Origin of the sequence: Streptococcus sp. HMSC057G03, from assembly GCF_001808745.1 — a bacterium.
GTDB classification, from domain to species: Bacteria; Bacillota; Bacilli; order Lactobacillales; family Streptococcaceae; genus Streptococcus; species Streptococcus parasanguinis_Z.
Map to the genome: position 1 here is coordinate 75,702 of NZ_KV794418.1, position 23,281 is coordinate 98,982.

The 23,281-nt window shown below is 42.6% G+C and carries 24 protein-coding genes; 1 reads left to right on the forward strand and 23 read right to left on the reverse strand.

The window, feature by feature from the left end; genetic code table 11:
- Positions 1-105 precede the first annotated feature (105 nt).
- The 6 genes from HMPREF2686_RS02370 to hemW are packed head-to-tail and all read right to left on the reverse strand — an operon-like array spanning position 106 to position 5,035.
- Positions 106-1,089 (reverse strand): CPBP family intramembrane glutamic endopeptidase, encoded by a 984-nt coding sequence (locus HMPREF2686_RS02370; RefSeq protein WP_070449079.1) that lies wholly within the window; start codon positions 1,087-1,089, stop codon positions 106-108.
- Complete coding sequence (locus HMPREF2686_RS02375; RefSeq protein WP_049474583.1) at positions 1,086-1,706, reverse strand: TIGR01906 family membrane protein; 621 nt, start codon at positions 1,704-1,706, stop codon at positions 1,086-1,088. Before HMPREF2686_RS02375 ends, HMPREF2686_RS02370 begins: the two co-directional genes overlap by 4 nt.
- A complete protein-coding gene (locus tag HMPREF2686_RS02380) occupies positions 1,699-2,469 on the reverse strand; it encodes a TIGR01457 family HAD-type hydrolase (RefSeq protein WP_070449080.1) in 771 nt (256 codons plus the stop codon). Before HMPREF2686_RS02380 ends, HMPREF2686_RS02375 begins: the two co-directional genes overlap by 8 nt.
- Positions 2,470-3,156 carry a hypothetical protein gene (locus HMPREF2686_RS02385; protein WP_049474586.1) on the reverse strand — a complete coding sequence of 229 codons (687 nt, stop codon included), beginning with the start codon at positions 3,154-3,156 and terminating at the stop codon, positions 2,470-2,472.
- Positions 3,146-3,901, reverse strand: coding sequence for an acyl-ACP thioesterase domain-containing protein (locus tag HMPREF2686_RS02390; protein ID WP_021153379.1), 756 nt, complete (start codon positions 3,899-3,901; stop codon positions 3,146-3,148). Before HMPREF2686_RS02390 ends, HMPREF2686_RS02385 begins: the two co-directional genes overlap by 11 nt.
- 3 nt (positions 3,902-3,904) lie before the next feature.
- Positions 3,905-5,035 (reverse strand): radical SAM family heme chaperone HemW, encoded by a 1,131-nt coding sequence (gene hemW, locus HMPREF2686_RS02395; RefSeq protein WP_070449082.1) that lies wholly within the window; start codon positions 5,033-5,035, stop codon positions 3,905-3,907.
- Positions 5,036-5,352: 317 nt separating this feature from the next.
- On the opposite strand from hemW, the gene HMPREF2686_RS02400 reads away from it, so the two are divergent.
- Positions 5,353-6,876: an ATP-binding cassette domain-containing protein gene (locus HMPREF2686_RS02400; RefSeq protein ID WP_070449084.1), complete on the forward strand. Its 1,524-nt coding sequence runs from the start codon at positions 5,353-5,355 to the stop codon at positions 6,874-6,876.
- A gap of 287 nt (positions 6,877-7,163) precedes the next feature.
- Here HMPREF2686_RS02400 and proC read toward each other — a convergent pair whose 3' ends face one another.
- From proC to HMPREF2686_RS02485, 17 genes are all read right to left on the reverse strand, one after another.
- The gene (gene proC / locus HMPREF2686_RS02405) at positions 7,164-7,979 is read right to left on the reverse strand and encodes a pyrroline-5-carboxylate reductase (protein ID WP_070449085.1); all 816 of its coding nucleotides are present in this window, start codon (positions 7,977-7,979) and stop codon (positions 7,164-7,166) included.
- A gap of 3 nt (positions 7,980-7,982) precedes the next feature.
- A complete protein-coding gene (locus HMPREF2686_RS02410) occupies positions 7,983-9,230 on the reverse strand; it encodes a glutamate-5-semialdehyde dehydrogenase (RefSeq protein ID WP_070449087.1) in 1,248 nt (415 codons plus the stop codon).
- A 10-nt stretch (positions 9,231-9,240) separates the two neighbouring features.
- Positions 9,241-10,350, reverse strand: a complete 1,110-nt coding sequence (proB, locus tag HMPREF2686_RS02415; RefSeq protein WP_070449089.1) for a glutamate 5-kinase — start codon at positions 10,348-10,350, stop codon at positions 9,241-9,243.
- 73 nt (positions 10,351-10,423) lie between these two features.
- Positions 10,424-11,314, reverse strand: a complete 891-nt coding sequence (locus HMPREF2686_RS02420) for an RluA family pseudouridine synthase (RefSeq protein WP_070449090.1) — start codon at positions 11,312-11,314, stop codon at positions 10,424-10,426.
- On the reverse strand, positions 11,304-11,765 hold the full coding sequence (lspA, locus tag HMPREF2686_RS02425) for a signal peptidase II (protein ID WP_003001852.1): 462 nt from the start codon (positions 11,763-11,765) through the stop codon (positions 11,304-11,306). The genes HMPREF2686_RS02420 and lspA overlap by 11 nt, the downstream gene beginning before the upstream one ends.
- Before the next feature lie 3 nt (positions 11,766-11,768).
- Positions 11,769-12,671, reverse strand: coding sequence for a LysR family transcriptional regulator (locus HMPREF2686_RS02430; RefSeq protein WP_003001728.1), 903 nt, complete (start codon positions 12,669-12,671; stop codon positions 11,769-11,771).
- Between the two features lie 126 nt (positions 12,672-12,797).
- On the reverse strand, positions 12,798-14,204 hold the full coding sequence (gene lacG, locus HMPREF2686_RS02435; RefSeq protein ID WP_083280250.1) for a 6-phospho-beta-galactosidase: 1,407 nt from the start codon (positions 14,202-14,204) through the stop codon (positions 12,798-12,800).
- A 214-nt stretch (positions 14,205-14,418) separates the two neighbouring features.
- Positions 14,419-16,119: a lactose-specific PTS transporter subunit EIIC gene (locus tag HMPREF2686_RS02440; protein ID WP_049518375.1), complete on the reverse strand. Its 1,701-nt coding sequence runs from the start codon at positions 16,117-16,119 to the stop codon at positions 14,419-14,421.
- The gene (locus HMPREF2686_RS02445) at positions 16,119-16,436 is read right to left on the reverse strand and encodes a PTS lactose/cellobiose transporter subunit IIA (protein WP_003007713.1); all 318 of its coding nucleotides are present in this window, start codon (positions 16,434-16,436) and stop codon (positions 16,119-16,121) included. Before HMPREF2686_RS02445 ends, HMPREF2686_RS02440 begins: the two co-directional genes overlap by 1 nt.
- A gap of 34 nt (positions 16,437-16,470) precedes the next feature.
- Complete coding sequence (locus tag HMPREF2686_RS02450; RefSeq protein ID WP_021153391.1) at positions 16,471-17,304, reverse strand: PRD domain-containing protein; 834 nt, start codon at positions 17,302-17,304, stop codon at positions 16,471-16,473.
- 310 nt (positions 17,305-17,614) lie between these two features.
- The gene (gene lacD, locus HMPREF2686_RS02455; RefSeq protein ID WP_070449092.1) at positions 17,615-18,595 is read right to left on the reverse strand and encodes a tagatose-bisphosphate aldolase; all 981 of its coding nucleotides are present in this window, start codon (positions 18,593-18,595) and stop codon (positions 17,615-17,617) included.
- A gap of 1 nt (position 18,596) precedes the next feature.
- Positions 18,597-19,526 carry a tagatose-6-phosphate kinase gene (locus tag HMPREF2686_RS02460; protein WP_049506391.1) on the reverse strand — a complete coding sequence of 310 codons (930 nt, stop codon included), beginning with the start codon at positions 19,524-19,526 and terminating at the stop codon, positions 18,597-18,599.
- 10 nt (positions 19,527-19,536) lie between these two features.
- Positions 19,537-20,052: a galactose-6-phosphate isomerase subunit LacB gene (gene lacB, locus HMPREF2686_RS02465; protein ID WP_003002763.1), complete on the reverse strand. Its 516-nt coding sequence runs from the start codon at positions 20,050-20,052 to the stop codon at positions 19,537-19,539.
- A gap of 16 nt (positions 20,053-20,068) precedes the next feature.
- Positions 20,069-20,494: a galactose-6-phosphate isomerase subunit LacA gene (gene lacA / locus HMPREF2686_RS02470; RefSeq protein WP_003007724.1), complete on the reverse strand. Its 426-nt coding sequence runs from the start codon at positions 20,492-20,494 to the stop codon at positions 20,069-20,071.
- Between the two features lie 201 nt (positions 20,495-20,695).
- Positions 20,696-22,171, reverse strand: a complete 1,476-nt coding sequence (locus HMPREF2686_RS02475; RefSeq protein ID WP_049474601.1) for a PTS transporter subunit IIC — start codon at positions 22,169-22,171, stop codon at positions 20,696-20,698.
- Positions 22,172-22,269: 98 nt separating this feature from the next.
- Positions 22,270-22,575 (reverse strand): PTS sugar transporter subunit IIB, encoded by a 306-nt coding sequence (locus tag HMPREF2686_RS02480; RefSeq protein WP_003002828.1) that lies wholly within the window; start codon positions 22,573-22,575, stop codon positions 22,270-22,272.
- Between the two features lie 35 nt (positions 22,576-22,610).
- A complete protein-coding gene (locus HMPREF2686_RS02485) occupies positions 22,611-23,087 on the reverse strand; it encodes a PTS sugar transporter subunit IIA (RefSeq protein WP_003007730.1) in 477 nt (158 codons plus the stop codon).
- Positions 23,088-23,281 lie beyond the last annotated feature (194 nt).

Sequence of the window (23,281 nt, forward strand, 5' to 3'; positions counted from 1 at the left end):
TTTTAATCTTTTAAGTTGTGTTATTTTCATGTTCAAATTTTGCATTTCTACTTCCTCTATTATAGCAAAAAAGAGGGATCTAAAAGGATCCCCCTTTAATGATACTTATCCTTTGAAATTGGCCATCTGGAAGAGCGGAATCACATAAGGAACAATAGACATCAGGATAGTGAATAGCACGAAGAACCAGAACCAGAAGGACGCGAGGGCACGCTGGAAAACTCCCGGCTGAGGTTTATTGGCTTGAATATAAGCCTTGATAGCTGGCCATTTAGTCGCAAGAACCACTATCATGACAATGGAACCAATAGCTAAAACAGCAATTTGGAGCCAATTCGCTAGTCCCTCGTCCACATGATAGGCCACATAATGCAAGCCTTGGGAAATCACAAAATTATTGAAAATGTGATAGAAAATAGCCCACCAGATATTGTATTCAAAGGCAATGTAGCCGAAACCTAGACCAATGATACTTGCGAAAAAGAGCTGGTCAAAATTGGCATGGAAGAGACCAAACAAGATAGCCGTCATGACAATAGCAAAAATCTTCCCATACCGTTCCAAGCCTCGCAAGCCGGCCCCACGGAAGAAGAATTCCTCTGTGATAGGACCAAAAAAACCAGCATACAAGAGCATGGTCCAAGATCGCTCAATCGTATCTCCAAGATCTGGTGTCGGAGAGTGAAGGCCAATGGTCTCAAACATGCGCTCAATCACTTGTGTCATCACAGATGAAAAAACTTGAGAAAAGCCAAGAAAGGCGAGAAGAATAAAGAAGACTGAAAGAGTCATCTTACGTCCCTTGTGCTTAAGATCATATTTATAGAGGGCCTTCTTGCGATAGGCATTAAAAAGAAAGAGTCCAATGGAAATAGAGATGAGGTAGGGAATACCAGCCCAAACATTCAGGGCATTAAGTTTCTCCGTTACTTGACTTGGATCTTTTCTGAGAGAGCCTGCTATGGTCAATCCAAGGAGGACTTCCCACAGGACGGTTACCAAGGTCATTACCAAGAGATAAATGGCAAGTGTCCCGGAATACCTTCCTATATCTTTTTTAGGGTCTAATAATCGGTTGTATTGGTTCATTTCTTCCTCCTAGAAAATAGATAAAAACTTGCACACATTCCTTCGTATAAGACAAAGAAAATCAAAAAGGCATGCATAAAGTAGTCTTCTGGTAATGCAAGAATAATCGAATCCACGCGCGGATCAAAGAGCCAAGTATTGTCCCCAGCAAATAAGACCTGATGAAAGAGCGTAAAGAATTGATCAAAGCCAATCATAACAGCTATCACTGCAAGCACTACTGGTAAAACCATCATCCAAAAGAAGAGACTACGGTACAAGGTCAGGTAGCCTTTTTTGACGACTGTCCGCATAAACTGGATAAAACCAGGTAGTGTCACCACGAAAACAACTGTCACTAAGTGAAATAGGTACTTGACAGCCTCAAAATGGTGCAGTCCATTTTTTGAAGAGGGGAATTGAGGCATCTTCAACACCCATTGAAAAGGGTTGGTCAAGTAGTTCATCAAGACATTAAAATTCTTCATGATGACAGATGCCGAAAAACCAGTCCGGCTTTGAATCCCCAACCAATGAATCTCCATGGGATAGAGGACCCAAGCGAGAGCAATGGTGAGAAGGATTGCTGCTGATAAGATAAAGAAAAATAGGTTAATTGATTTCAAACTTTTAAGCATCAAAATCCCACTCCGCTAGACTGGCAACAACATGTGTCGGTGCGATTGGTAAGGTTGGCACTTCTTCTGGTTTGGTAAAACCTGTCGTCACCAAAAGGGTTGGAATCCCATTGTCAATACCCGCACGAATATCTGTTAAATAATTGTCCCCAACCATAACCACTTCTTCTCTTTCAAGACCCAAGTGTTCAATGGCCTTATCCATAATAATGGCCTTTGGTTTGCCAATGATCACAGGCTCGACCCGTGTCGCAGCCTCTACAAGCGCAATCAAGGATCCTGCCCCTGGCAGCAAGCCACGCTCCGTTGGGATGTTGAGGTCCGGATTGGTCCCGATAAAGTGAGCTCCCTTTTGAATCGCCAAGGTTGCTTTAGCAAACTTCTCATAATCCACTTGCCAATCCAGGCCAATCACCACATAATCAGGTGCTTCTTCATCGATAATATAGCCAGCTTCTTCCATAGCATCTTTGAGCCCCGCTTCTCCGATCACATAGACTCTTTTGCCCAAATTTTGGTCATTCATGTAGTCAATGGTTGCAAGGGTAGCTGTATAGATGGTCGACACAGGGGTTTCAATATTGAAGTGAGTCGCCAGCATATCCCGAACAGTCTCTGGTGTGCGGGTTGTGTTATTGGTGACAAAGAGATAGGGAATCTCACGCGCCTGCAATTCATGGACAAAAGCTTCTCCTGCTGGAATTCGTGATTTTCCTTTGTAAATGGTGCCATCCAAATCAATTAAATAGCCCTTGTAGTGCATTTATTCTTCCTTTTCTGTTTCCGTTTCGTCATGTAACTTCTCTGCATCGACTCGTCCACCAGAACCATATAAGAGCAAGGCTCCAGCATAGAGGACAAATTGTAACACCAAACCTGTAAAATTAATCCCTTGACTTCCCGATTGGGTGAACAAGAAGGATGCTACCATGAGGATGACAATGGTCAATAACAAGCCTATCACGGTTGCCTGATCCACACTGATTTGATAAACCGTGCGTTTAGTGCTCCGATTTTTCCCGTCAGACTTAGTTTCTGGTTGCAAATTCTCGACAAAATCCGTCACTAAGGTCGCAGCGAGGCTGACTGTTGTGCTAAAGAGCACGCCTTGAGACAAGCGGTGATAGAAATTGGACCAGAAGGATCCTGATTGGCTAGTAATCCCAATCGAGAAGATCATGACCGGTAAAAGAAAGGCCAAGGTGAAATGGATCCAGACCCGATACCAGCGTATATCTTCTCTTAAAAAGCGATTAAAACTCTCTAAATTCAAGCGATAGCGGAAAAATTTATAAATTTCCTCTACCAGGATGATGCCCAAAGCACAAAGAGTCAAGAGCCAATCTCCCAACATGTACAAAGGGTTCTTTTGACGCTTGGCATAGGCCACAACCCGTTTTTGATAGCTTTCAAGTTCCTGTTTTTTATTTTTTAATCTTCTACTTTCCATAATTCCAACCCTTTTCTTCTACTTCTTCCCACTCAATTTCAGCTTGGGCATTGATCTGACTATCTGAAGTAATTTGGTGCTGAGTTTTCAAGCCCTCTTGTTCATATTGAGAGGTGATGAGACCTCCTGCTAGCACTTCTTTGACATATTTTAGATGAACTTTTTTAGGGATATGATGGGTCAAGAAGTCTGCTCCCATCACCTCAAAAACCCAGTCCAAGTACTTGCTATTGTTGACATGTCCGTTCATATCCAAGTCGTAAAACCGAACCCGGTATTCTTGTTCGACGCCGCCTTCTAATTCTTTGAAACGGGGACCACGGAGCATGGTTTTTGAAAATTCAGAGTCAAAGGCATCCGTGATTTCACTCATAACAGGATGAACCTTGCGTGTATCCCGATCCATCAAGACAAAGGTCGCGACCATCTCAATGATAGTATTTCCTGCTTCATCCTTGATATTAAAGGCCCGGTAGCAGAAAAGTCGATTGTGACTCTTGGCATAGGTTTCGATAGTGATTTTCTCATCAAAAACAGGGAGACGCTCGATCTTCATATTGTAATCCGTGATAATCCAGACTAGATTGTAGTTCTCTAAAATGTACATATCACTCATACCCAGCTCAATCGATTGCATGCCCGATACCTGTAAAGACAGCAAGATCAATTGGGGAATCTTAATATAACCATTGACATCGCTCATATCAAACGGAATTTTCATGCTGTATTCAAATGTTTTTGCCATTTTCTACTCCAAAATAAACTTCTCTGCTACAGTGTCTCCTAAAAAGAGACCTTTCTTGGTCATTCGTACAATGTCCTTGTCAGGGACCAAAAGTCCCTGCTGGATCAATTCCTCAACCACCGGTCCATATTGTTGGTCAAAATTCACACCAAATTTTTCTTCAAAACGCTTCTTGGAAACGCCTGTTTTCTTACGTAGTCCTAGAAACATCTCTTCTTCCATCATTTCTGTCTGAGTCAGATGCTCTTCTTGGACACGCGCATTTCCCTCTTCGACAGCTTGCATATAGTGACGAATGGGGCCATGATTCTTGTAGCGAATCCCATCGACATAGCCGGATGCTCCAGCTCCCAGACCATAATACTCAGCATTGTCCCAATACATGAGATTGTGTCGACTTTCAAAACCAGGCTTGGAGAAATTAGAAATTTCGTAATGCTCAAAGCCCGCTCGCTCCAACTCCTGAATAATGTATTCAAACATCTCTGCTTCCAACTCCTCTTTTGGTAGAGGAAGCTTGCCCCGTCTCATGCGATTCATAAAAACTGTGTGATTCTCCAGAATCAAGCTATAAAGACTCATGTGGGGAATGTCAAGGGCAAGAGCCTTAGCGACATTCTCTTTGACCTGGTCCATGGTTTGCGTCGGAAGTGCATAGATGAGGTCGATCGAAATATTGTCAAAACCAGCCAGCTTCAGACGGTCGATATTATCATAAATATCCTGCTCTTGATGGCTCCGACCGATCTTCTTGAGCAAGCGATTATCAAAAGTCTGCACGCCCAATGAAACCCGATTAACCGGCGAATCCTTCAAGACCGCAATCTTATCCGGATCCAAATCACCAGGATTGGCCTCGATGGTCAGCTCTTCCATCTGAGACAGATCAAGCGACTTGGTCAGCTCCTTGAGCAGATAGGCTAGCTGATCCGCAGTTAGTGCTGTCGGTGTCCCACCCCCAATATAGAGAGTCCGTAAGTGTGTGATTTCTTCCCGACGAAATTCTTGGATCAAATGCTCCAAATAGGCATCGACTGGTTGGTTCTTAATAAAGACCTTCGAAAAATCACAATAAAAACAAATCTGGGTACAAAATGGTATGTGGACATAAGCGGACGTTGGTTTTGTATGCATACTTTTAATTATACCATAAAATCCCCCCGAGTCCGAAAAGAAAAGGGAATAAGAAGCAAGGAATTCCTTGACAATAACGAATAAAAGGAATAGAATAAATCTAATCATATTCGGAGGTAAGGAGATATGAACAACTAAGTTTCGTTAAATAAAATACTTTATTTAGTGGACTGCTTGTTCTATCTCTTTTTGTGTACCCTCTCGCCTATTCTCCAACCATTTGTTGGCTAAATAAGGTCTTTTTCTGTTTGGGTCCACTTGAATACAGCTCTACTAAATAAGTAGAGCTGTTTTTTGTCCCAGTAGAAAGGAATCTTATGCTAAAACTATCCCACCTCATTATCCGACATACAAAAGATTTACGCGATCTGGTTCGAGATCTTTCCTTAACCATTCATGAAGGTGAAAAAGTTACCATTATTGGCGAAGAAGGAAATGGAAAATCTTCCTTACTTCACGTCCTCATGTCCCCAAAATCCCTACCAGATTATCTGACAATAGAAGGCGAAATCACCACTTCCTTTCACTCCTATGCCTATATTCCCCAGTCTTTGCCGGAAGTATTGAAGGGAAAAACATTGGAAGAATATTTTTTTGGAGAAGACGAGCTAGACTATGCCACCCTCTACAGACTGGCTGATCAATTGCAATTTGATAGCGACCGCTTTGCGAGCGACCAAGCTATTGGAAGTCTATCTGGAGGAGAAGCCCTCAAAGTCCAACTGCTTCACGAACTTTGTCGTCCTCATGAATTGCTATTTTTAGATGAACCTTCAAATGATCTGGATATAGAGACTCTGGACTGGCTCCAGCAGATGATCCAAACGAGCCCCCAAACCATCATATTTATTTCCCATCATGAAGATTTTTTAACTCAGACGGCGGATACCATCATTCACCTCAGACTGATTAAACACCGCAAGGAGGCTGAAACGATCGTGGAGCACCTAGGCTATCAAGACTACAGTAGCCAGAGGGAGCAACAATTCAAGCAACAGACTCAGAAAGCGGCCAACGATCAACGAGCCTACCAAAAAACAATGGAGAAGCACCGTCGCGTCCGTCAGCAAGTCCAAACTTCCTTACGAAACACCAAGGATAGCACTGCTGGACGTCTCCTGGCAAAGAAAATGAAGTCCCTCCTCTCACAAGAAAAGCGCTACGAGCGAGAATTCCAATCCATGACTTCCCAACCCTATGATGAGGAAATCATCCATCTGCATTTCCCTTCCCTCACTCCCTTGTCTCCTCAAAAACGTGTCCTTCTCTTAGATCAGGAAGAGCTCACAATTGGTGATCGTGTCCTAGTCAAGAACCTCTCCCTCACACTTCAAGGGCAGGATAAGATAGGGATTATCGGTTCCAACGGTGTTGGGAAATCCACTCTCCTAAAAATGATATGGGAAATCTTACGGAAGAATGAGAGTATCCGCACTGCCTATATGCCTCAAGATTACACTGAAGGCCTCCCTCTGACTCAGACACCCGTTCAATTCTTACAGCATACAGGCGATCGCGAAGAAATCAACACCATTCAATTGCATTTAGCCTCCCTCAACTTTACCTATTCTGAAATGCACCATCCGATCTCTGAACTTTCTGGTGGCCAGCAAGGAAAACTCTTTCTCCTACAACTAGTCCTCACAAGTCCCCAGTTTCTGCTCTTGGACGAGCCTACTCGCAATTTTTCCCCCACTTCCCAACCAGAAATTCGTCGCCTATTCGCAGACTACCCAGGTGGACTGGTTACAGTCTCCCACGATCGGACCTTCCTCAAAGAAGTCTGCCAAAAAATCTATCGTCTGACTGAACATGGCTTCGTAGAGATAGAGTCGCTCTAACGTAAAAAAGATTGGCCAAAAAACCAATCTTTTACATTGAAAATAAAGTCCTCTTAGAAACTTTCCTTAGGTGAGAACGGACGTCAGCGAACTTCTTCGAAGTTCCATGACTTAGTTTTGAACCTAAGGTTCCAAAACTCCCGAGTGCCTGAAACCATTAAGTTTCAGGCACTTTTCTCACAGCGAAAAGTTTCAATAGAGGATTGGATAACTCTGAATTTGTTAGATTTGTATAAAAGAACAGTTCGTCAACGTTCTCCAAACTTGGTTTTGACCAATTATTTTATCTAATTTCGCCCTGCCTCTTGTCCCATTTCTTGGGTGCGTTTGTAGGCAGCTTCCACACCTGCAATAATGTCGCCCCGTAGGCCGACTTGTTCTAAGCAATTGACTCCTGCGATAGTTGAGCCACCTGGGCTACAAACTGCATCCTTCAAGCTTCCAGGATGTTGTCCCGTCTCTAAGACCATACTGGCGGCCCCTTTGAAAGTCTGAGCCGCCATCTGAAGAGACTGATTACGTGGTAATCCCAAAGCTACTCCTGCATCCGCCATGGCTTCGATCATCTGATAGACAAAAGCTGGACCACAGCCTGCAACAGCAGTTGCAGGATCCATCAAATTTTCTTCGATTTCATAGAGAGCTCCTGCTCCTGCTAAGAGCTGTTTGACTTGGGCTACTTGCTGGTCTGTTACTGCTTGGGAGCGGGCCAAACTGATGACACCTTGACCAATGGCTACTGGTGTATTAGGCATGATGCGGATGAGACCCACCCGCTCATTTTTAACTACACTTGACATTTGCTCCAGTTCCAGACCTGCTGCCATAGAAACCAACAGGAGATTGGATCGTTGGCCCAAAATGACCTGGTACTCTTCAAGTAAAGGGCTGAGTTGATAGGGTTTGACACCTAAGAAGATGACCTCCGCCTCTTGAAAGACTTGTTCAAGATTAGACGCCGTTCCCCCATACTGGCTGATAAACTCTTCCACCTTTTGAGGGGAACGGTTGACCAAGAGCAGGTCTGTGTTAGCCACTTCTTTTGCGACCGCTTTGGCCAGACTAGCTCCCATATTTCCAAGACCGATAAATGCTACTTTCATGACTTACCTCACTTGACCATTTCCACTGACGATATACTTGTAACTAGTCATCTCCCGCAGTCCCATTGGTCCACGCGCATGGAGTTTTTGGGTCGAGATCCCCATTTCACAACCTAGGCCAAATTGACCCCCGTCTGTAAAGCGTGTAGATGCATTGACATAAACGGCTGCTGAATCTACTTGCTTGGTAAAATAAGCGGCTGTCTCAGGATTTTCAGTCACAATGGCATCTGAATGATGGGTGCTATGAGCTTCAATGTGGTCCACCGCTTTCTCAACTCCATCAACGACCTTGACTGCTAAAATATAATCTAAAAATTCGGTATCAAAATCCTGCTCCTGCGCCGCTGTTCCCGAAATGATTGCCTGTGCTTGCTCATCTAGGCGCAACTCAACGGATCTTTCCCGTGCATCCACTAAACGCTCTTTGACCAAAGGCAAGAAGTCAGACGCGATCGCTCGATCCACCAACAAGACCTCCATAGCATTGCAGACAGACGGCCGACTGGTCTTAGCATTTTCAATAATGGCGAGGGCTTTCTGGAAATCAGCCTCCTTGTCCACATAGACATGAACAATTCCAGTTCCTGTCTCGATCACGGGGACAATGGCATTTTCAACCACTGCTTGGATCAAGCCAGCACCACCTCGTGGAATAAGCAAGTCCAGGTAGCCCTTGGCCTTCATCATAGCAAGGCTGGAAGCTCGACTCGTATCTTGGATCAATTGGAGAAGGGCTGGATTGAGTCCGGATTCTTCCAATCCACCCTTGAGTGCGGTCACGATCGCTTGGGCAGAATGAAAAGCATCCTTTCCAGTACGAAGAACCACTGCATTTCCACTCTTGATAGCAAGCGCTGCAGCGTCTGACGTTACATTTGGACGGCTTTCATAAATGATCCCAATGACGCCCATAGCGACTCGAATCTTCTGGATTTTAAGGCCATTTTCCAAAACTTCAGTATCCAGCACTTCCCCAATCGGATCTGGCAGATCGATTAAAGCACGGATACCTTGTGCCATCCCTACAATCCGCTCTTTATCAAGAAATAGGCGATCTAGCATGACTTCAGAGATCTTCCCGCGTGCCGCTTCCATATCGATTTGATTGGCTGCTAAAATGGCTTCCGTCGCTTTCAGAAGCTGGCTGGCCATAGCTTCTAAGGCCTGATTTTTAAGAGCAGTACTGGCCGTATTGATGCTTTTCTTAGCCGATCTCGCTAAGACTAATTGTTCTTGTGTTGTTTCCATACATTTTCCTTTAGAATTCTGTAAAGAGTAAGTCAATCTCAGGAGTTACCGAGATCCAATCATCCCGGTGGATGAGGATTCCCTTGGCTTTTTTAGATTGGAGCATATCGCGCACAGCTGACTGGCCGAGACGAACTTTCCCTTTCCCTAGTAATTGTCCTGACTCTTGATGATAGACACTGACGATGTCTTGATAAGAAAAATCCCCTTCTGCCTTGGTCACACCAGAAATCAATAAACTCTTTCCGTATTGCAACAAGGCCTCAGCCGCTCCAGCATCCACCCAAAGAGCTCCTTTACTTTCTGCATAAAAGGCTAGCCATTGCTTCTGGGTTTTTAACCCCTTGTCCTCTGCTAGGAAGTAACTGCCATCTGATTGCTCTTGCGCCGCTTCGATCAATGCATCAGGCTTGAGAGATGAGCAAATATAGACAGGAACCCCAGACTCGGTCGCCAGGGTCGCTGCCTTGAGTTTGGTCAGCATTCCGCCAGTTCCATTGCTACTACCCGCACCACCCGCCATCTCGATCATCTCGCGGGAAATGTGTTCGATCCGCTCCAAACGCTTGGCTGTTGGATCCTGAGAAGGATTGGCTGTATAGAGGCCATCCACATCCGTCAACAGCACCAAAAGATCCGCTTGGGCCATGGCCGCAACCTGCGCACTCAAGGTATCATTGTCACCAACTTTTAGCTCAGCGATAGAGACCGTATCATTTTCATTGATAATCGGAATAGCCCCACGATTGAGCAGGACAGAAAGGGCCTGATGAGCATTTTTATAGCGGCGCTGATCCGCAAAATCATCCTGGGTCAACAAAATCTGCGCAGAAACAATGTTGCGTAAGAGCAGGTTGGCTGTGTATTCTTCCATCAGTAAGCCTTGCCCAACTGCCGCAGAAGCTTGCTTGTCTGCTACCTTGGTCGGCCGTTTCTTAAAACCAAGGGCACCAAATCCAGCAGCAACTGCCCCTGATGAGACCAAGATCAACTCATGACCTGATTCATGTAAGAGAGCCAACTGCTGGGTAATGACCTTGACCTTCTGTCTGGAGAGACTCCCATCAGGATTGGTCAAAGACGAGGTCCCTACTTTAAAGACGATTCGTTTTGCTTTCATCGCTAAGTTTCTTTCTAATACTATTTATTTCGTATCTAATGAAAGTGACTGAATCTCCATTCAGCCATCTTCATTATCCTTTTCGAAGGTCTTCCAGCGTTTTTTCAAAGATCGCTGGCACTTCTGCTGTAAATTCCAAGGTCTCGCCTGTGCGAGGGTGGGTAAAACCAAGTGTCCGCGCATGAAGAAACTGTCCTTGTCCTTTGAGTGTCTTCTTAGGACCATAAGCAGGATCTCCAGCTACTGGATGGCCAATATAGGCCATGTGCACCCGAATTTGGTGGGTGCGACCGGTCTCCAGTTGCAACTCTACTAAAGTGTAATTCCCAAAGCGTTCCAAAACCTGAAAACGGGTCACTGCTGGTTTTCCTTTAGTCGTCACCGCTTGTTTTTTCCGGTCCTTTTCACTACGACCAATTGGTGCTTCAATCATCCCACGATCGTTGGGAAGGTTGCCATGGACAATGGCCCAATACTTCCGTAGAGATTTTTTGCCTTTTAGTTCCTCTGCTAAGGCGACGTGAGCTTGGTCATTTTTTGCGATCATCAAGAGGCCTGACGTGTCTTTATCAATCCGATGAACGATCCCTGGACGCAATTCCCCATTGATCCCAGAAAGGTCCTTGACATGGTATAAGAGCGCATTGACCAAGGTCCCACTGGTATGACCCGCACTAGGGTGAACAACCATGCCTTGAGGTTTATTAACGACGACGACATCCTGGTCCTCATAGACGATGTCTAAGGGCAGATCTTCTGCTTCATAGCTGACCTCTTCCACTTCTGGTACTTCATACTGGATGACGTCTCCTTCTTTGACCGTGTACTTGGCTTTTTTCACAGTCCCATTGACCAGAACTTTTCCTTCTTTGATCTGCTCATTAGCCACAGCTCGTGACAAGGGGGTCAAATCCGCCAAAGCTTTATCCAGTCGCGCACCGGCTACTTCGATTTTAATTTCCATGCGTTTCCTCTTTCAACATCAGGATCAGGAGCAAGAAAACTCCAACTGTCAAATAGCTATCTGCTACATTAAAAATGGCAAAATTCATAAAGTCCAGGTGGAACATATCGACTACAAATCCCTGACGCAGGCGATCGATAAAATTCCCCAAGCCACCTGCAATAACCAAGGTCAAGCCTGTCACCATCCAAAGCGAACCTTTGAGGTGCTTATAAAGATAGTAAAAGGCCCCTACCATCACGACTAGAGTGATGAGTGTAAAGAACCATTGCTGATTTTCAAGAAGCGAAAAAGCTGCACCTGTGTTTTGAAGATAGGTCAGACTAACCACATGGGGAATAAAAGACTTGACGACACCCAGTGGAATGTTCTTCACCACATACCATTTGACCAGCTGATCCAGTAGGACCAAAAGGACGATCGCTACTGGGACCATTGTTTTTCTCTTCATTTCTTACCTCTTTTGATCAAAATATTCTACCATAACCTCGACAAACTTCTCTGCTACAGGAGAGAGATCCATCTCTTCGCGTTTGACATAGACCATTTTATTGTCCAGGTTATCTTCCAAAGGAATAACGGTGATGCCATTCACGGACTGGCTATCTAAAAAGCCTGATCCTGTCGCATAAGCATCTGTCCGCTCCAAGATCCCATTCAAGGTAGCCCGGTCGGTTACATTGAACATTTGGGAGCTCGAACTGGTATCGACAAAGTTCTCTGAATAATAGAGGTACTCATCTTTTTCTTGGGTAAAGCGAACAGTTGGCAACTGAGCTAGATCTTCCATGACCAGTTTTTTCTTCTTAGCCAGAGGGTGTCCCTTGCGAAGGTAAATATGAGTCTGAAAAGGAATCAAATCCACTACTTCAAGCCCTAATTTATCGACCCGTTGCATAATTCCCTTGGTATTTTGACGGTTGAGATAAATAATCCCCAACTCACTATGCCCTTGAGCTACTTCATCCAAAATTTGGACCGTCGTTGACTCAAAGATGCGGAAGTTTTTATTTTCCGGATAGCGGATCGAGAATTCCGTCATCAAAGGCGGCAAGAAGTCATAGTGTTGACTAGAAATAGAGAATTCTTTCTTCTCTTCTTCAGGACTGGCATATTGATTTTGAAAAATATCAAACCCCTTAACCACGTCCTGCGCTTTTTCATAAAATTCCATTCCCCGACGGGTCAAAAATGTCCCCGAACTAGTTCGACGAAAAATTTTAAAGCCCAGTTCCTTTTCCAGATCTCTGACGGATATGGACAAGCTCGGCTGACTCACATACATTTTTTCAGCAGCTTCACGAAAAGTACCACTATTGGCAATCGCCACTACATATCGTAATTGTTGTATATTCATTCTATTTTCCTTATTACAGTATCGATCTATTATACCATAAATTAGGGGCTGAAAGAAGAGATGCGTTTAAGAGACCTTCATCAAGTGAAAATAAAAAACTGGAACTAAAACAGTTCCAGTTGATCCTTATTCAATCACTTGGCTTTCTGCTACTTTCTTGTACCAATGAGCCGATTTCTTAGGATAACGTTCTTGTGTATCGAAATCAACATAGAAGAGACCATAGCGTTTTTCATAACCATTTGACCATGAGAAGACATCCATTAATGACCAGATGAAGTAGCCCTTGACGTTTGCCCCATCGGCAATCGCATCAGACAAGACTTCCAAGTGTTGTTTCACATAATCGATCCGGCCATCATCGTAAACCGTGTTGTCCACAAATTCATCTTTGTATCCAAGTCCGTTTTCAGTGATGTAGATCTTCTTGTAGTTTGGATAATCTTTCTTGACACGCATGATTTGATCATACAAACCTTGAGGGTAGATGATCCAGTCCCAGTCAGTACGAGGTACATAGTCAGGAGCTACACGACGTCCAACACCTTTGATTTGGTATTTAGAGCTTCCTTTCTCCCCTTTACCATTGTGGATGATTTCAGTTTCACCATCAAAGGCTTCCATCCAGTCACTCATGTAGTAGTTAATTCCAAGGAAGTCGTTCAAATCTTTAGCTGCTTCAAGTGCTGCAAAGTCTTCGTCACGAAGATCCAAGCTACCACCATTAACAGACAAAATGTGGTTTACACCTTCCATGGTTGCATCTGAATAGTGTCCAAGGTAGGTTGCATCCAAGATAAATTTGTTGTGGATGATATCTTCCAACTCAGCAGCCCGTACGTCTGCAGGATTTTTAGGATCCAATGGATACTTAGTTGGAAGGGCGTGAACAACCCCGATTTCACCTTTGTAGCCTTTGTCTTTGTACAATTTCACAGCACGTGCATGAGAAACCATCATATTGTGGTGTGATTGGAAGACTTTGGCAAGGTCATATTGAATACCTGGTGGGAATTTACCTACTAAGTATTGACCATCACCGATTGGGCCAATTTCATTGAAGGTTGTCCAGTAGTTGACTTCTGGGAATTCTTCGAAACAGAAGGCAGCGTAATCTACAAAGTGTTCGATATTTTCACGATTCAAGAAGTCTCCGTTTGAGTGAAGAGCTTCTGGAGTATCAAAGTGGTGAAGAGTTACGAATGGTTCTACATGACGTTTGTGGCATTCCGCAAATAACTTATGATAGAATTCTACCCCTTTTGGATTGACTTCACCATAACCAGTTGGGAAAATACGTGACCAAGCAATAGAAATACGAATTCCGTTTACGCCATATTCTTCCGCCAACTGTAAGTCTACTGGATATTTATGGTAGAAATCACTTGCTGGTTCAGCAGTATACCAATAGTTGTCTGCTAAGTATTTGTCCCATGCAACTGGTCCTTTACCATCTGTATGAGTTGCACCTTCAGCCTGATATGCCGCTGTTGCCCCACCGAAAATAAAATCTTTAGGTAATGTTTTTGACATAAGTTTCCCCTTCTCAATCATAAAATAAAAATAAAGCAAGATGGAGAGGAGTTAGTGAGCCATCCATCTCCATCTCACTTCTTGTACCAAGCCACCGAATTGTGACATGAGGAGGTAAAAACGATATATTTTTACCGACGAATTAACAAGTCGATTAGGAAAATCGCCATAGCGATTTCCGTTACGATAGGAGACTGTTTCACAGTCCCTATCGTTAATCGAATTGAGCTTGAACGAATGCAAGAGCGCCTTTACCATCACGAGTCAACTTGATGTATTGAGCTCCTTCAGTCTTAGCCAATTTGATTCCAAGTTTATCTGTTTCAGCCTTCATATCTTCATAGTTTGAAGCTACTTGAGGAGCAAGGATAACAAGGTCAAATTCTGGCAACATTTCACGGTGAGCACCGTAACCACCAGCAGCAGCCTTCACAGGAACATTGTATTCTGCAGCAGCTTTATTCAAAGCATTGGCAAGAAGTCCACTAGTTCCACCACCGGCACAAAGAACCAATACGTTTGTTTCTTTTGTGATATTGTTTTGAACTGGTTCACCTTCAACACCAGCTTTTTCAAGAATAGCATCTGCTTTTGCAGTGTTAAAGTTTGCAGCAACTTTTTCTTTCAAGCTATCGTTTGATTTACCTGAACGTTCTTCTTCAAGAATTTGTTCATCGTAAACTTTAACGAATGGGTAGTAAATGATCACGTCTACTACAACAAGAAGTGCAGCAAGGATGAATGAAAGTACTTGGAAGTTCGTACCAAGAACAATACCCAGAGGTCCAGGAGTTGTCCATGGTAGGTTAGAAGTAAATGAGTTCATTCCCAAGGTATCAACAAAGAATTTGAAGATCCATACGTTTGCAATTGGAGCAAAGATAAATGGAATGAAGAAGATTGGGTTCAATACCAATGGAGCACCGAACAAGATTGGTTCGTTAACACCAAAGAATGTTGGAACTACAGATGCACGTCCAATTGCACGGTTACGTTTTGATTTCGTTAACCACATGAACATGAATGGAACGACAAGAGTCGCACCAGTACCACCCATAGTAACGATAAACATTTGAGTACCTGAAGTAAGGATCTTATCAGCGTGCATTCCTTGTTGAATCAAGTTCAAGTTGACTTCGGCATTTGCATAAGTGATCGCTGCAATCGCAGGCTCAACGATAGATGGGCCGTGAATACCAATAAACCAGAAGAATGCAAAAGCACCGAAAATGATCGTAATTCCAACATAACCATCTGCTGCTGAGAAGAGAGGAGCAAGAAGCGTACCGATAGATTCAGCTACTGTTACACCGAGACCGCCCTTAACAATCAATTCAAGTCCATAAAGGAGAACCACTGATACAGTGAATGGAATCAAGTCTTTAAATACTTGAGAGATATTTGGTGGAACTTCGTCTGGCATGCGAATCGTCACATTGTTTTTCACGCAGACCTTGTAAACATTAACGGTAACAAAGGCTGCAATAAAGGCTGTTAGCAACCCTTTAGTCCCCATGAATGCTGTTAAGAATCCGCCATCTTTAGCAGGTTCAGCAGCCATGAGCAAGAAGCCAACCATAGAAGCCAACATTGTAGAAATGAAGTTGATTTGGTTGGTTGCTGGGAGGTCACGGTTCATTGAATCAGTCAAAGCCTTAGCCGTTGTCCCACCAACGAAGAAGGCCAAGATGCCCATAGAATAGCTATATGGAGTCATCAAGAAAGTTTCAATATCTTTAGACCAATGGAATCCCCAAGCGTTTGGTACATACGCAATTAGGATGAAAATAGATGAGAAAAGGATAACAGGCATCCCTGCAATAAAGCCATCCCGAATCGCTCGCAAATATTTGTTTCGAGAAATCTTTTCAAAGAATGGTTTCCCTTTTTCAATCAGTTCAATCAGTTTATTCATTATTTCGCTCCTCTTTTATATAGTTCAATCAGATGGTGAATCACGTCTTTTAATAGGATCGTTGTCATGAGATGGTCTTGACCATGCATCATGGTAATGCTATAGGGGATTTCTTCTCCTGCTGCTTCATGCGCTAGCATGGTCGTTTGAGATTTGTGAGCCTCAGCGATACAAGACCCTGCTTCTTCTACTAAGGATTCTGCTTTAGCAAAATCACCATTTTCAGCAGCTTTTAAGGCTTCCACTAATTTTGATCGAGCGTCACCGGCATAAGCGACAATTTCAAAGCCAAGTAATTGGACTTCTTCTTTATTCATGTTGGTTCCTCCTTATGATACCTTTTGAAAATTTTTATAATAGACGTTGAATATGAAGGGCTAAATAGACTTTTTCATTAGGAGATATCTTGGCTCCTGTCTGTTCAGCGATGGTTTGGTAGATTTGATGACTAATCTCATAAGCCTTTGGATAACTTAGCTGAATCAGTTGTTCCATCTCGCTCAAACCTTCTGGATCTTCTCTTCCCTTATCTAGCGAATCTAGGAAATAATTGAGATGGATCATAAAGCGATCATAGAAATGACTGTTTTCTTCTTTCCGTTTCAATCCATTTTGAGCTAGTTTTTCTTCTACAGCTTTCAAAATAACTTGTCGGTCCTGGACATCTGGATCTTGCTCATGAATCATTTCCCCTTGTGCATTAATGAAATGATAAGCGATGCGATTCACTTCATCGTCAGGAAATTGATCCAAGAGCCGCTTTCGAAAGATCTCAATCGCTTCTTTTGCGATTTTATAGGGAATCGGGTGCATAGCAGACACATCAGGAAGGTCACTGTATTTATATCTTCCCTGTTGAACTGCCTGGTAAGAACAAAAGATGTGATCTGTTAATGTCACATAGATATATTCTTGAACAGGATAGGCATATTTCTTAGACAAGGTATCAATCACTTCATAAGTGGTTGTAATGAAATCAAGAGGAACATCCTTTAGAAGGGCCATAAAGTTTTCTCTTGACTCATCCGTATTTAAACGAAATACTTTTTCGACCTTATCATCAGCTACTAGATCATTTTTCTTTTTCCCAAATGCAATCCCACTCCCAATAACAATCAACTCTTGTTGTAGTTCATTTTGAACCAAAGCAACATTATTGTTCATTGGATGGATAATACGATACATGAGGCTCTCCTTTGTAAAATTTGTTAAAAGCAAATAAAAATGACCACGAAGCAACCGAAAAAACTAGCCTACACTAATTGTTCAGTCTACTTGTGGTCACGCCTAATCTAACTTAGTAACGCTCACTGCTATTCAACTTATGAACTTATTCTATCATATGTTTTTTATTTTGTAAACCCTTACAGCGAAAATTTTTAAACATTTTTTTATAAAAAATAAACAAAGCCTAAAAATAATGAAGAACATTGGAAGGAATTTCTTCCTTCCAATGTTCTAAATGTTGCTTTAGGAGGCAATAACGATTTGTTTCTTACACGCGTTCTGTCCAAGGTGTTGCCACTTTAGCCAAGACCGCATTCAATTCTTCAATATTTTGACGACCTTCTGTACGAAGCCATTCACGAGCAGCTGCTTCTCCATCTTTGATGTAAGCTTCTACTGAACCTGCCCATGTCGCACGTCCACAAAGAACACCGTTGAAGTTTGCACCAGATGCATGAGCAAATTCCAAGGTTTCTTGGAAGAGTTTTGCAGATACACCTGCACTGAGGTAGATGTATGGAAGGTTGGTTGCTTCTTCTTGTTCTTTGAAGAAAGCAGCCGCTTCTTCACGACTATAGACAACTTCTCCTTCTCCAAATCCTTCCACGAAGTTCACATTAACTGGAACTTCCACTTTCAAGACATCGATATTGAAACGAGGATCTGAGAAGACTTTCATAGCTTCAATGACTTTACGAGGTTTCACTTTCGCATATTCAGCAGAGGTTGCATCTGCAATTCCTTCGTCATAAGCCAAGATTTCAAGGAAGAATGGAATGTCCTCTGCCACACATTCTGAACCAATGCGTTCGATGTAAGCTTGTTTTTCTTGGTTGAGTTCTTCTGCACTATCTACATCATAGTAGAGCAAGAATTTCACAGCATCAGCACCTTGTTCTTTGATGCGTTTTGCTGACCAAAGGTTCAAGCAGTCAGGCAAGCGTTTGGTGCTGGATGTATCGTAGCCTGTCTTTTCGTATGCAAGCAAGAGACCAGCATCTTTGTCCAAGGCTTTCGTAGCAGGCAAACCATATTCTGGGTCCAACAACATTGATGAAGCATATTTTGTCAATTCATCTGCTACGAGAACTTTCAATTCTTCCATTTGTGCTACAGTTGGCTCAGTGTCTTGGTATTTGGCCATCAAGCGTTTCAAAGCCCCACGTTGGTCGAAGGCCAAAGCTGAAATAACACCGTCTTTTGTACTAAGACGTTCCAAATAGTTGCGTTTTTGTTCTGTTAATACCATTTTATACCTCTTTTACGATTAATTGTTGATACAAGGCATCATAGTGCCCCATGTTGACATGTCCTGTTTTTGCTTCTTGCGCATTTAACATTCCAAGAACATTTGCTTTCTTGAGCAAGTCTGCGTCACTCTCATGATGATAGAGACCAGATGCAATCCCTGCAACAGTCGAATCACCAGATCCGACTGGATTGACGACAGCAATCTTAGGAATATCTACCTTATAGAAGACATCCCCATGCTTAGCGAAAGCGCCATTTGCACCAAGGGAGACAATCACCCATTCGATGCCATCAAAGAGAGAATCCTGAAGAACTTCTTTTAAGTCTTCCACATTCTTACTCACTTCTTTTCCTAACAACTGTGATAATTCTTCATTGTTTGGTTTAATGACCGTAGGCTTAACAGCTGCTTGAATGGCAGCTTCTAAAGAAGCTCCCGAGCAATCGAGTACGACTGGTTTTCCTGCTTCGCTTGCAACCTTGACAAGGCTAGCATAGTAGTCCACTGGTAAACCAGCAGGAAGACTTCCAGAGATGGCTACAACCTCTACTTGTTCAACCAAGTGACGATAATGGTCGACAAAGTCTTGCCCTTCTTTCTCAGAAATGGTTGGACCTTTTTCTAAGATTTCTGTTTGCTTGCCTTCGTGAAGGATGGCGATACAATTACGTGTATCTCCAGCAATTTCAAAGAAACGTTCCTCTATTCCTTCTCCTAAATGATCGAGAATGAATTGCCCCGTTCGACCACCAAGTAGGCCAGTCGCTGCCACTGGATCCTTAATCTCAGAAAGTACACGGGTAACATTGAGACCTTTCCCACCAGCTGTCTTACTCACCTCAGCCACACGATTGACTGTATCCAACTGGAGTACATCCAAAGGATAAGAAATATCAATCGAAGGGTTCAGCGTGACCGTTAATATCATACGTCACCTCTTAGTCGTGGTATTCACCACGGTCCCATTTTTCAAGGAATTCTGTAAAGAAATCAGCATCCGCTTGATGAGCATTATGGGTTTCCACATGTTGGATCTTAGCGATCAATTTTTTATTTTCTTCAGTTGGTTTGTATTCAGCGTGAATGAATGCTTCAATGATATCGCACATGAGCAATTCACCCGTAATTTTACCACCAAACCCGATGACATTTGCGTTCAATTCTTCTTTTGCATAAAGAGCAGTTGTCATATCGCGTACCAAGGCAGAACGGATACCTGGTACTTTGTTAACCGCATTGTTAATCCCAACACCAGTACCACAGATACAAACTCCAAGATCTGCTTGGCCACTTGCTACGGCTTCACCGACTTTCTTACCAAAGATTGGATAGTGGGTACGTGTATGGTCATAAGTCCCAAAGTCGAGCACTTCGTATCCTTTTGATTTCAAAAAATCAGAAACAGCCATTTTTTCATTTGTCACAATGTGATCACAACCAATTGCAATTCTCATTTGAATTCTCCTCTCATTAGCACATCTTATTCAACATATCAACACGGATTTGGTGACGGCCACCGTCGTATTTACCATTGACGAAGCCTTTGGCAATGTTTTTCGCCAATTCATCTCCAACAATTTCAGCTCCCATGGTAATCATTCGAGAATTGTTGTGTCCACGTGTCATATAAGCAGAACGTTCATCTGAAACTTCTGCTGCCACCATTCCTTTGATTTTAGTCGCAACCATAAATGGACCAGCTCCATAAGCATCAATCACGATTCCAAGATTTTGATCGTTTTTGTTCACTTCGCTCGCAACTGCAAGTGTCACATCTACAAAATCTTGACCTTCAGCGGTTACATCTACAACATCGAAGTTTTCTTTTACAAGAAACTCTTTCACGAGATCTTTTAATCTTAATCCTGCAGCATCTGCACCAATTACAATAGACATGTCCTGTCCTCCTTTTGTTTGTTTCAGCAAATATTCCTGTTGTTAATTTTTCACAAAGAAACATTTTCTTACTTTTGATATTATATTACACCTATTTCGAACGAAAGTCAACATTTAATTGTTTATTTTCGAACATTTTTTAAAATAAAAACACCATATCTAGAAAAGATATGGTGTCAGTTTTCAAACTACATGTGATGATTATTTTGCATTTGCAGCATATTCTTCGTTACGTTTGATCATTTGTTTTCTGTACCAAGCGAAGATTCCGATATAGAATGCCAAGAAGACAACTACACCAAGGATAGCTTTGATATCACCAGTTGTTGCGTTACCGATTGTCCAACCGAGCAATTTTTCAACTGGTCCTTCAAGAGTTGAGTGAGTGATCAATTGAGTAGAAGCTACCCCTTTAGGGAAGGCATCAACACTCTTAGCCAATTGAGTTGCAAATGGTGCAATCAATGTTCCTGAAAGAAGGAAGAGTGGCAAGAGAAGGCTTCCGAAGATGATCATACGGATCAATTTACCGCGTGTTACAACCAACAAGGCTGGAGTCACACCCATAGCGATGATACCTGCAAGTGGCAAGATACCATTTCCGACTTTAGAAAGAAGCACTGCTTCGATCAACATGATTGGTGCAAGTACGTTGGCACAAGCCCAAATTTCAGCACGACCAGCGATAAATGGCCAGTCCAAACCGATGTTGAATTTACGTCCTTGAAGACGTTTAGTAGCAACGTTTGTAATACCTTGTGACAATGGTTCTACCGCTGCGATGAACCAAGAACCGATCAATGAGAACAATTCCAAGCAGACACCGGCAGTCAAACCAAGGCTCAACCAACCTTTAATAACCAATTCCCATTTGGCAGCATCTGGGACACCAGCTACTGGATGTGGAGTACCCATGATACCGATGACGATACCAAGAAGGAAACCGATAAAGAATTTAGATCCCCAGAAACCGATCTTCTTGTTCAACTTAGCAGCGTCGAAGTCGTATTTATCAAGACCTGGGAAGAATTTGTCAAAGATTTTATCCAAGACCATGATGATTGGGTTCATCATGTAGTTCATGTGAGTTGAAGTCATAGGTGATGAACTTGGTGCATTCAACAAATCATCAAATGTTGGTTTCATCAAGTCTGAGTTGATGATTTTCATAATCCCTACAAGGACAACTGCAAGAGTTGCCAAGAAGAGTGATAAACCTTGGCTGACACCGTTGTTGTCCGCATACCATTTGATCAAAAGACCAGTGATAGACAAGTGCCAGATATCGAAGATATCGACGTCAAGTGTATCAGTCTTCTTGATCGCAAGCATGATAACGTTGACGATCAACATAATCAACAAGAAGTAAAGTGTCCAGGCAGACCCCCAAGTGATGGTCGCAAGAGGCGCCCAACCAACGTCAGTGATATTCAATTGAATACCTGTGTTCTCAACGAATTTTGCAAGAGACGCTGAGAAAGCTCCATTCAACATACCGATGATGGCACCGATACCAGTAAGGGCGATGGCAAGTTTAATACCACCTTCAAGGGCTTTAGAGAATTTCACTCCAAACAAGAGAGCCAATAAAGTCAAGACGATCAACATGATGATCGGAGCACCCATGTCTAGGATGGGTTTGAAAAATTTATTGGCAAAATCAATAATGCCATTCATAATAAATCCTCCCGATTTATAATTTTTTTGTAATTTACGGCATAAAGTGTTCCCAATTTTATCATTGGATAACGCTTACAAACTTGTTTAAAAAAATATTAACTTAATCCATGTTCTTTAATGGCAGCTTCGATGTTATCAAAGACTGGCGCACTCATCGCTGGAATACGGAATAAAATTGGTCCTGCTTCTACCACTGGAATACCAGGATCAAATCCCAAATCAGTTGCAGCAATTGGAGTAAAGATATCATAACCTGAAATCAAATCTTCATTGACATCTTTGACCATGACAGCGTCACAACGCACATCATAACCACGGTTTGACAACTCTTCTTCCAACGCATTCTTAATTTGGTGGCTAGAGTTAACACCTGCACCACAGGCAGCTAAAATTTTAATCATTTGGATGTCCTCCATTATAAATATTTACGAATGTTTTAGGAAATAGTTTCCGTAATGTATTGATAAAGCTTATCTTCACTATCTAATTTTGATAGAGCTTCGAGATTTCCATTGGATGTAAAGAAATCCATCAGCTGGGCCAAAATATTGGTTTGGCTAGAGCTTGAATTGTTGATAATGAAGAATAAAAGCGAAACTTGAACTTCCTTATCTGGAGCAATCATATTATGGAAGGTTACGGGTTGATCCAAACGAACCACGACCACATTCTCAGTGAGATTATGGACAATGTCTGTGTGCGGGATCGCCACATTTGGTAAGTCTTTACCAAGAAATTCCATGTCTAATCCAGTCGGGAAAGACTTTTCACGCTCAATCAAAGCGGAACGATAGGTTGGTGTCACAATCTGTCGCTCTTCCAATAAGCTTGCTACCTGCTCAAAGAGATCTGTTTGATCCTTGGCATGTAGGCAAAATACAAGATCTTTGTTAAAGAGTTGATTTAATCCCATTGTTGCCACCTCCTTATCTAACTATTTATTTTATGGTTAGAGTATATCACTATATTGATTGATTGTCAATCATTTTTTGTCGTATTTTGTTTATTTTTGTTTATATTCATCTTTAAAGCGCTTCCTAACCGTCATTTTCTAACATCCTTAAAAAAGTAAAAAGTGAGAGTGGGACAGAAATCGGTAATTCGTTA

What these genes read in the sequence shown, in the direction of transcription:
- HMPREF2686_RS02385 (WP_049474586.1), bottom strand. Translation starts at nt 3,156, where the DNA reads ATGGAAAGTAGAAGATTAAAAAATAAAAAACAGGAACTTGAAAGCTAT.
- HMPREF2686_RS02390 (WP_021153379.1), bottom strand. Translation starts at nt 3,901, where the DNA reads ATGGCAAAAACATTTGAATACAGCATGAAAATTCCGTTTGATATGAGC.
- HMPREF2686_RS02375 (WP_049474583.1), bottom strand. Translation starts at nt 1,706, where the DNA reads ATGCTTAAAAGTTTGAAATCAATTAACCTATTTTTCTTTATCTTATCA.
- HMPREF2686_RS02485 (WP_003007730.1), bottom strand. Translation starts at nt 23,087, where the DNA reads ATGGGATTAAATCAACTCTTTAACAAAGATCTTGTATTTTGCCTACAT.
- HMPREF2686_RS02440 (WP_049518375.1), bottom strand. Translation starts at nt 16,119, where the DNA reads ATGAATAAACTGATTGAACTGATTGAAAAAGGGAAACCATTCTTTGAA.
- HMPREF2686_RS02430 (WP_003001728.1), bottom strand. Translation starts at nt 12,671, where the DNA reads ATGAATATACAACAATTACGATATGTAGTGGCGATTGCCAATAGTGGT.
- lacD (WP_070449092.1), bottom strand. Translation starts at nt 18,595, where the DNA reads ATGGTATTAACAGAACAAAAACGCAACTATTTGGAACGTCTTAGTACA.
- HMPREF2686_RS02410 (WP_070449087.1), bottom strand. Translation starts at nt 9,230, where the DNA reads ATGGAAACAACACAAGAACAATTAGTCTTAGCGAGATCGGCTAAGAAA.
- HMPREF2686_RS02370 (WP_070449079.1), bottom strand. Translation starts at nt 1,089, where the DNA reads ATGAACCAATACAACCGATTATTAGACCCTAAAAAAGATATAGGAAGG.
- HMPREF2686_RS02450 (WP_021153391.1), bottom strand. Translation starts at nt 17,304, where the DNA reads ATGTATCGTATTATCCATCCAATGAACAATAATGTTGCTTTGGTTCAA.
- proC (WP_070449085.1), bottom strand. Translation starts at nt 7,979, where the DNA reads ATGAAAGTAGCATTTATCGGTCTTGGAAATATGGGAGCTAGTCTGGCC.
- HMPREF2686_RS02400 (WP_070449084.1), top strand. Translation starts at nt 5,353, where the DNA reads ATGCTAAAACTATCCCACCTCATTATCCGACATACAAAAGATTTACGC.
- lacG (WP_083280250.1), bottom strand. Translation starts at nt 14,204, where the DNA reads ATGTCAAAAACATTACCTAAAGATTTTATTTTCGGTGGGGCAACAGCG.
- hemW (WP_070449082.1), bottom strand. Translation starts at nt 5,035, where the DNA reads ATGCATACAAAACCAACGTCCGCTTATGTCCACATACCATTTTGTACC.
- HMPREF2686_RS02380 (WP_070449080.1), bottom strand. Translation starts at nt 2,469, where the DNA reads ATGCACTACAAGGGCTATTTAATTGATTTGGATGGCACCATTTACAAA.
- HMPREF2686_RS02480 (WP_003002828.1), bottom strand. Translation starts at nt 22,575, where the DNA reads ATGATTAAAATTTTAGCTGCCTGTGGTGCAGGTGTTAACTCTAGCCAC.
- lacB (WP_003002763.1), bottom strand. Translation starts at nt 20,052, where the DNA reads ATGAGAATTGCAATTGGTTGTGATCACATTGTGACAAATGAAAAAATG.
- HMPREF2686_RS02445 (WP_003007713.1), bottom strand. Translation starts at nt 16,436, where the DNA reads ATGAATAAAGAAGAAGTCCAATTACTTGGCTTTGAAATTGTCGCTTAT.
- lspA (WP_003001852.1), bottom strand. Translation starts at nt 11,765, where the DNA reads ATGAAGAGAAAAACAATGGTCCCAGTAGCGATCGTCCTTTTGGTCCTA.
- HMPREF2686_RS02420 (WP_070449090.1), bottom strand. Translation starts at nt 11,314, where the DNA reads ATGGAAATTAAAATCGAAGTAGCCGGTGCGCGACTGGATAAAGCTTTG.
- lacA (WP_003007724.1), bottom strand. Translation starts at nt 20,494, where the DNA reads ATGTCTATTGTAATTGGTGCAGATGCTGCAGGATTAAGATTAAAAGAT.
- proB (WP_070449089.1), bottom strand. Translation starts at nt 10,350, where the DNA reads ATGAAAGCAAAACGAATCGTCTTTAAAGTAGGGACCTCGTCTTTGACC.
- HMPREF2686_RS02475 (WP_049474601.1), bottom strand. Translation starts at nt 22,171, where the DNA reads ATGAATGGCATTATTGATTTTGCCAATAAATTTTTCAAACCCATCCTA.
- HMPREF2686_RS02460 (WP_049506391.1), bottom strand. Translation starts at nt 19,526, where the DNA reads ATGATATTAACGGTCACGCTGAACCCTTCGATTGATATTTCTTATCCT.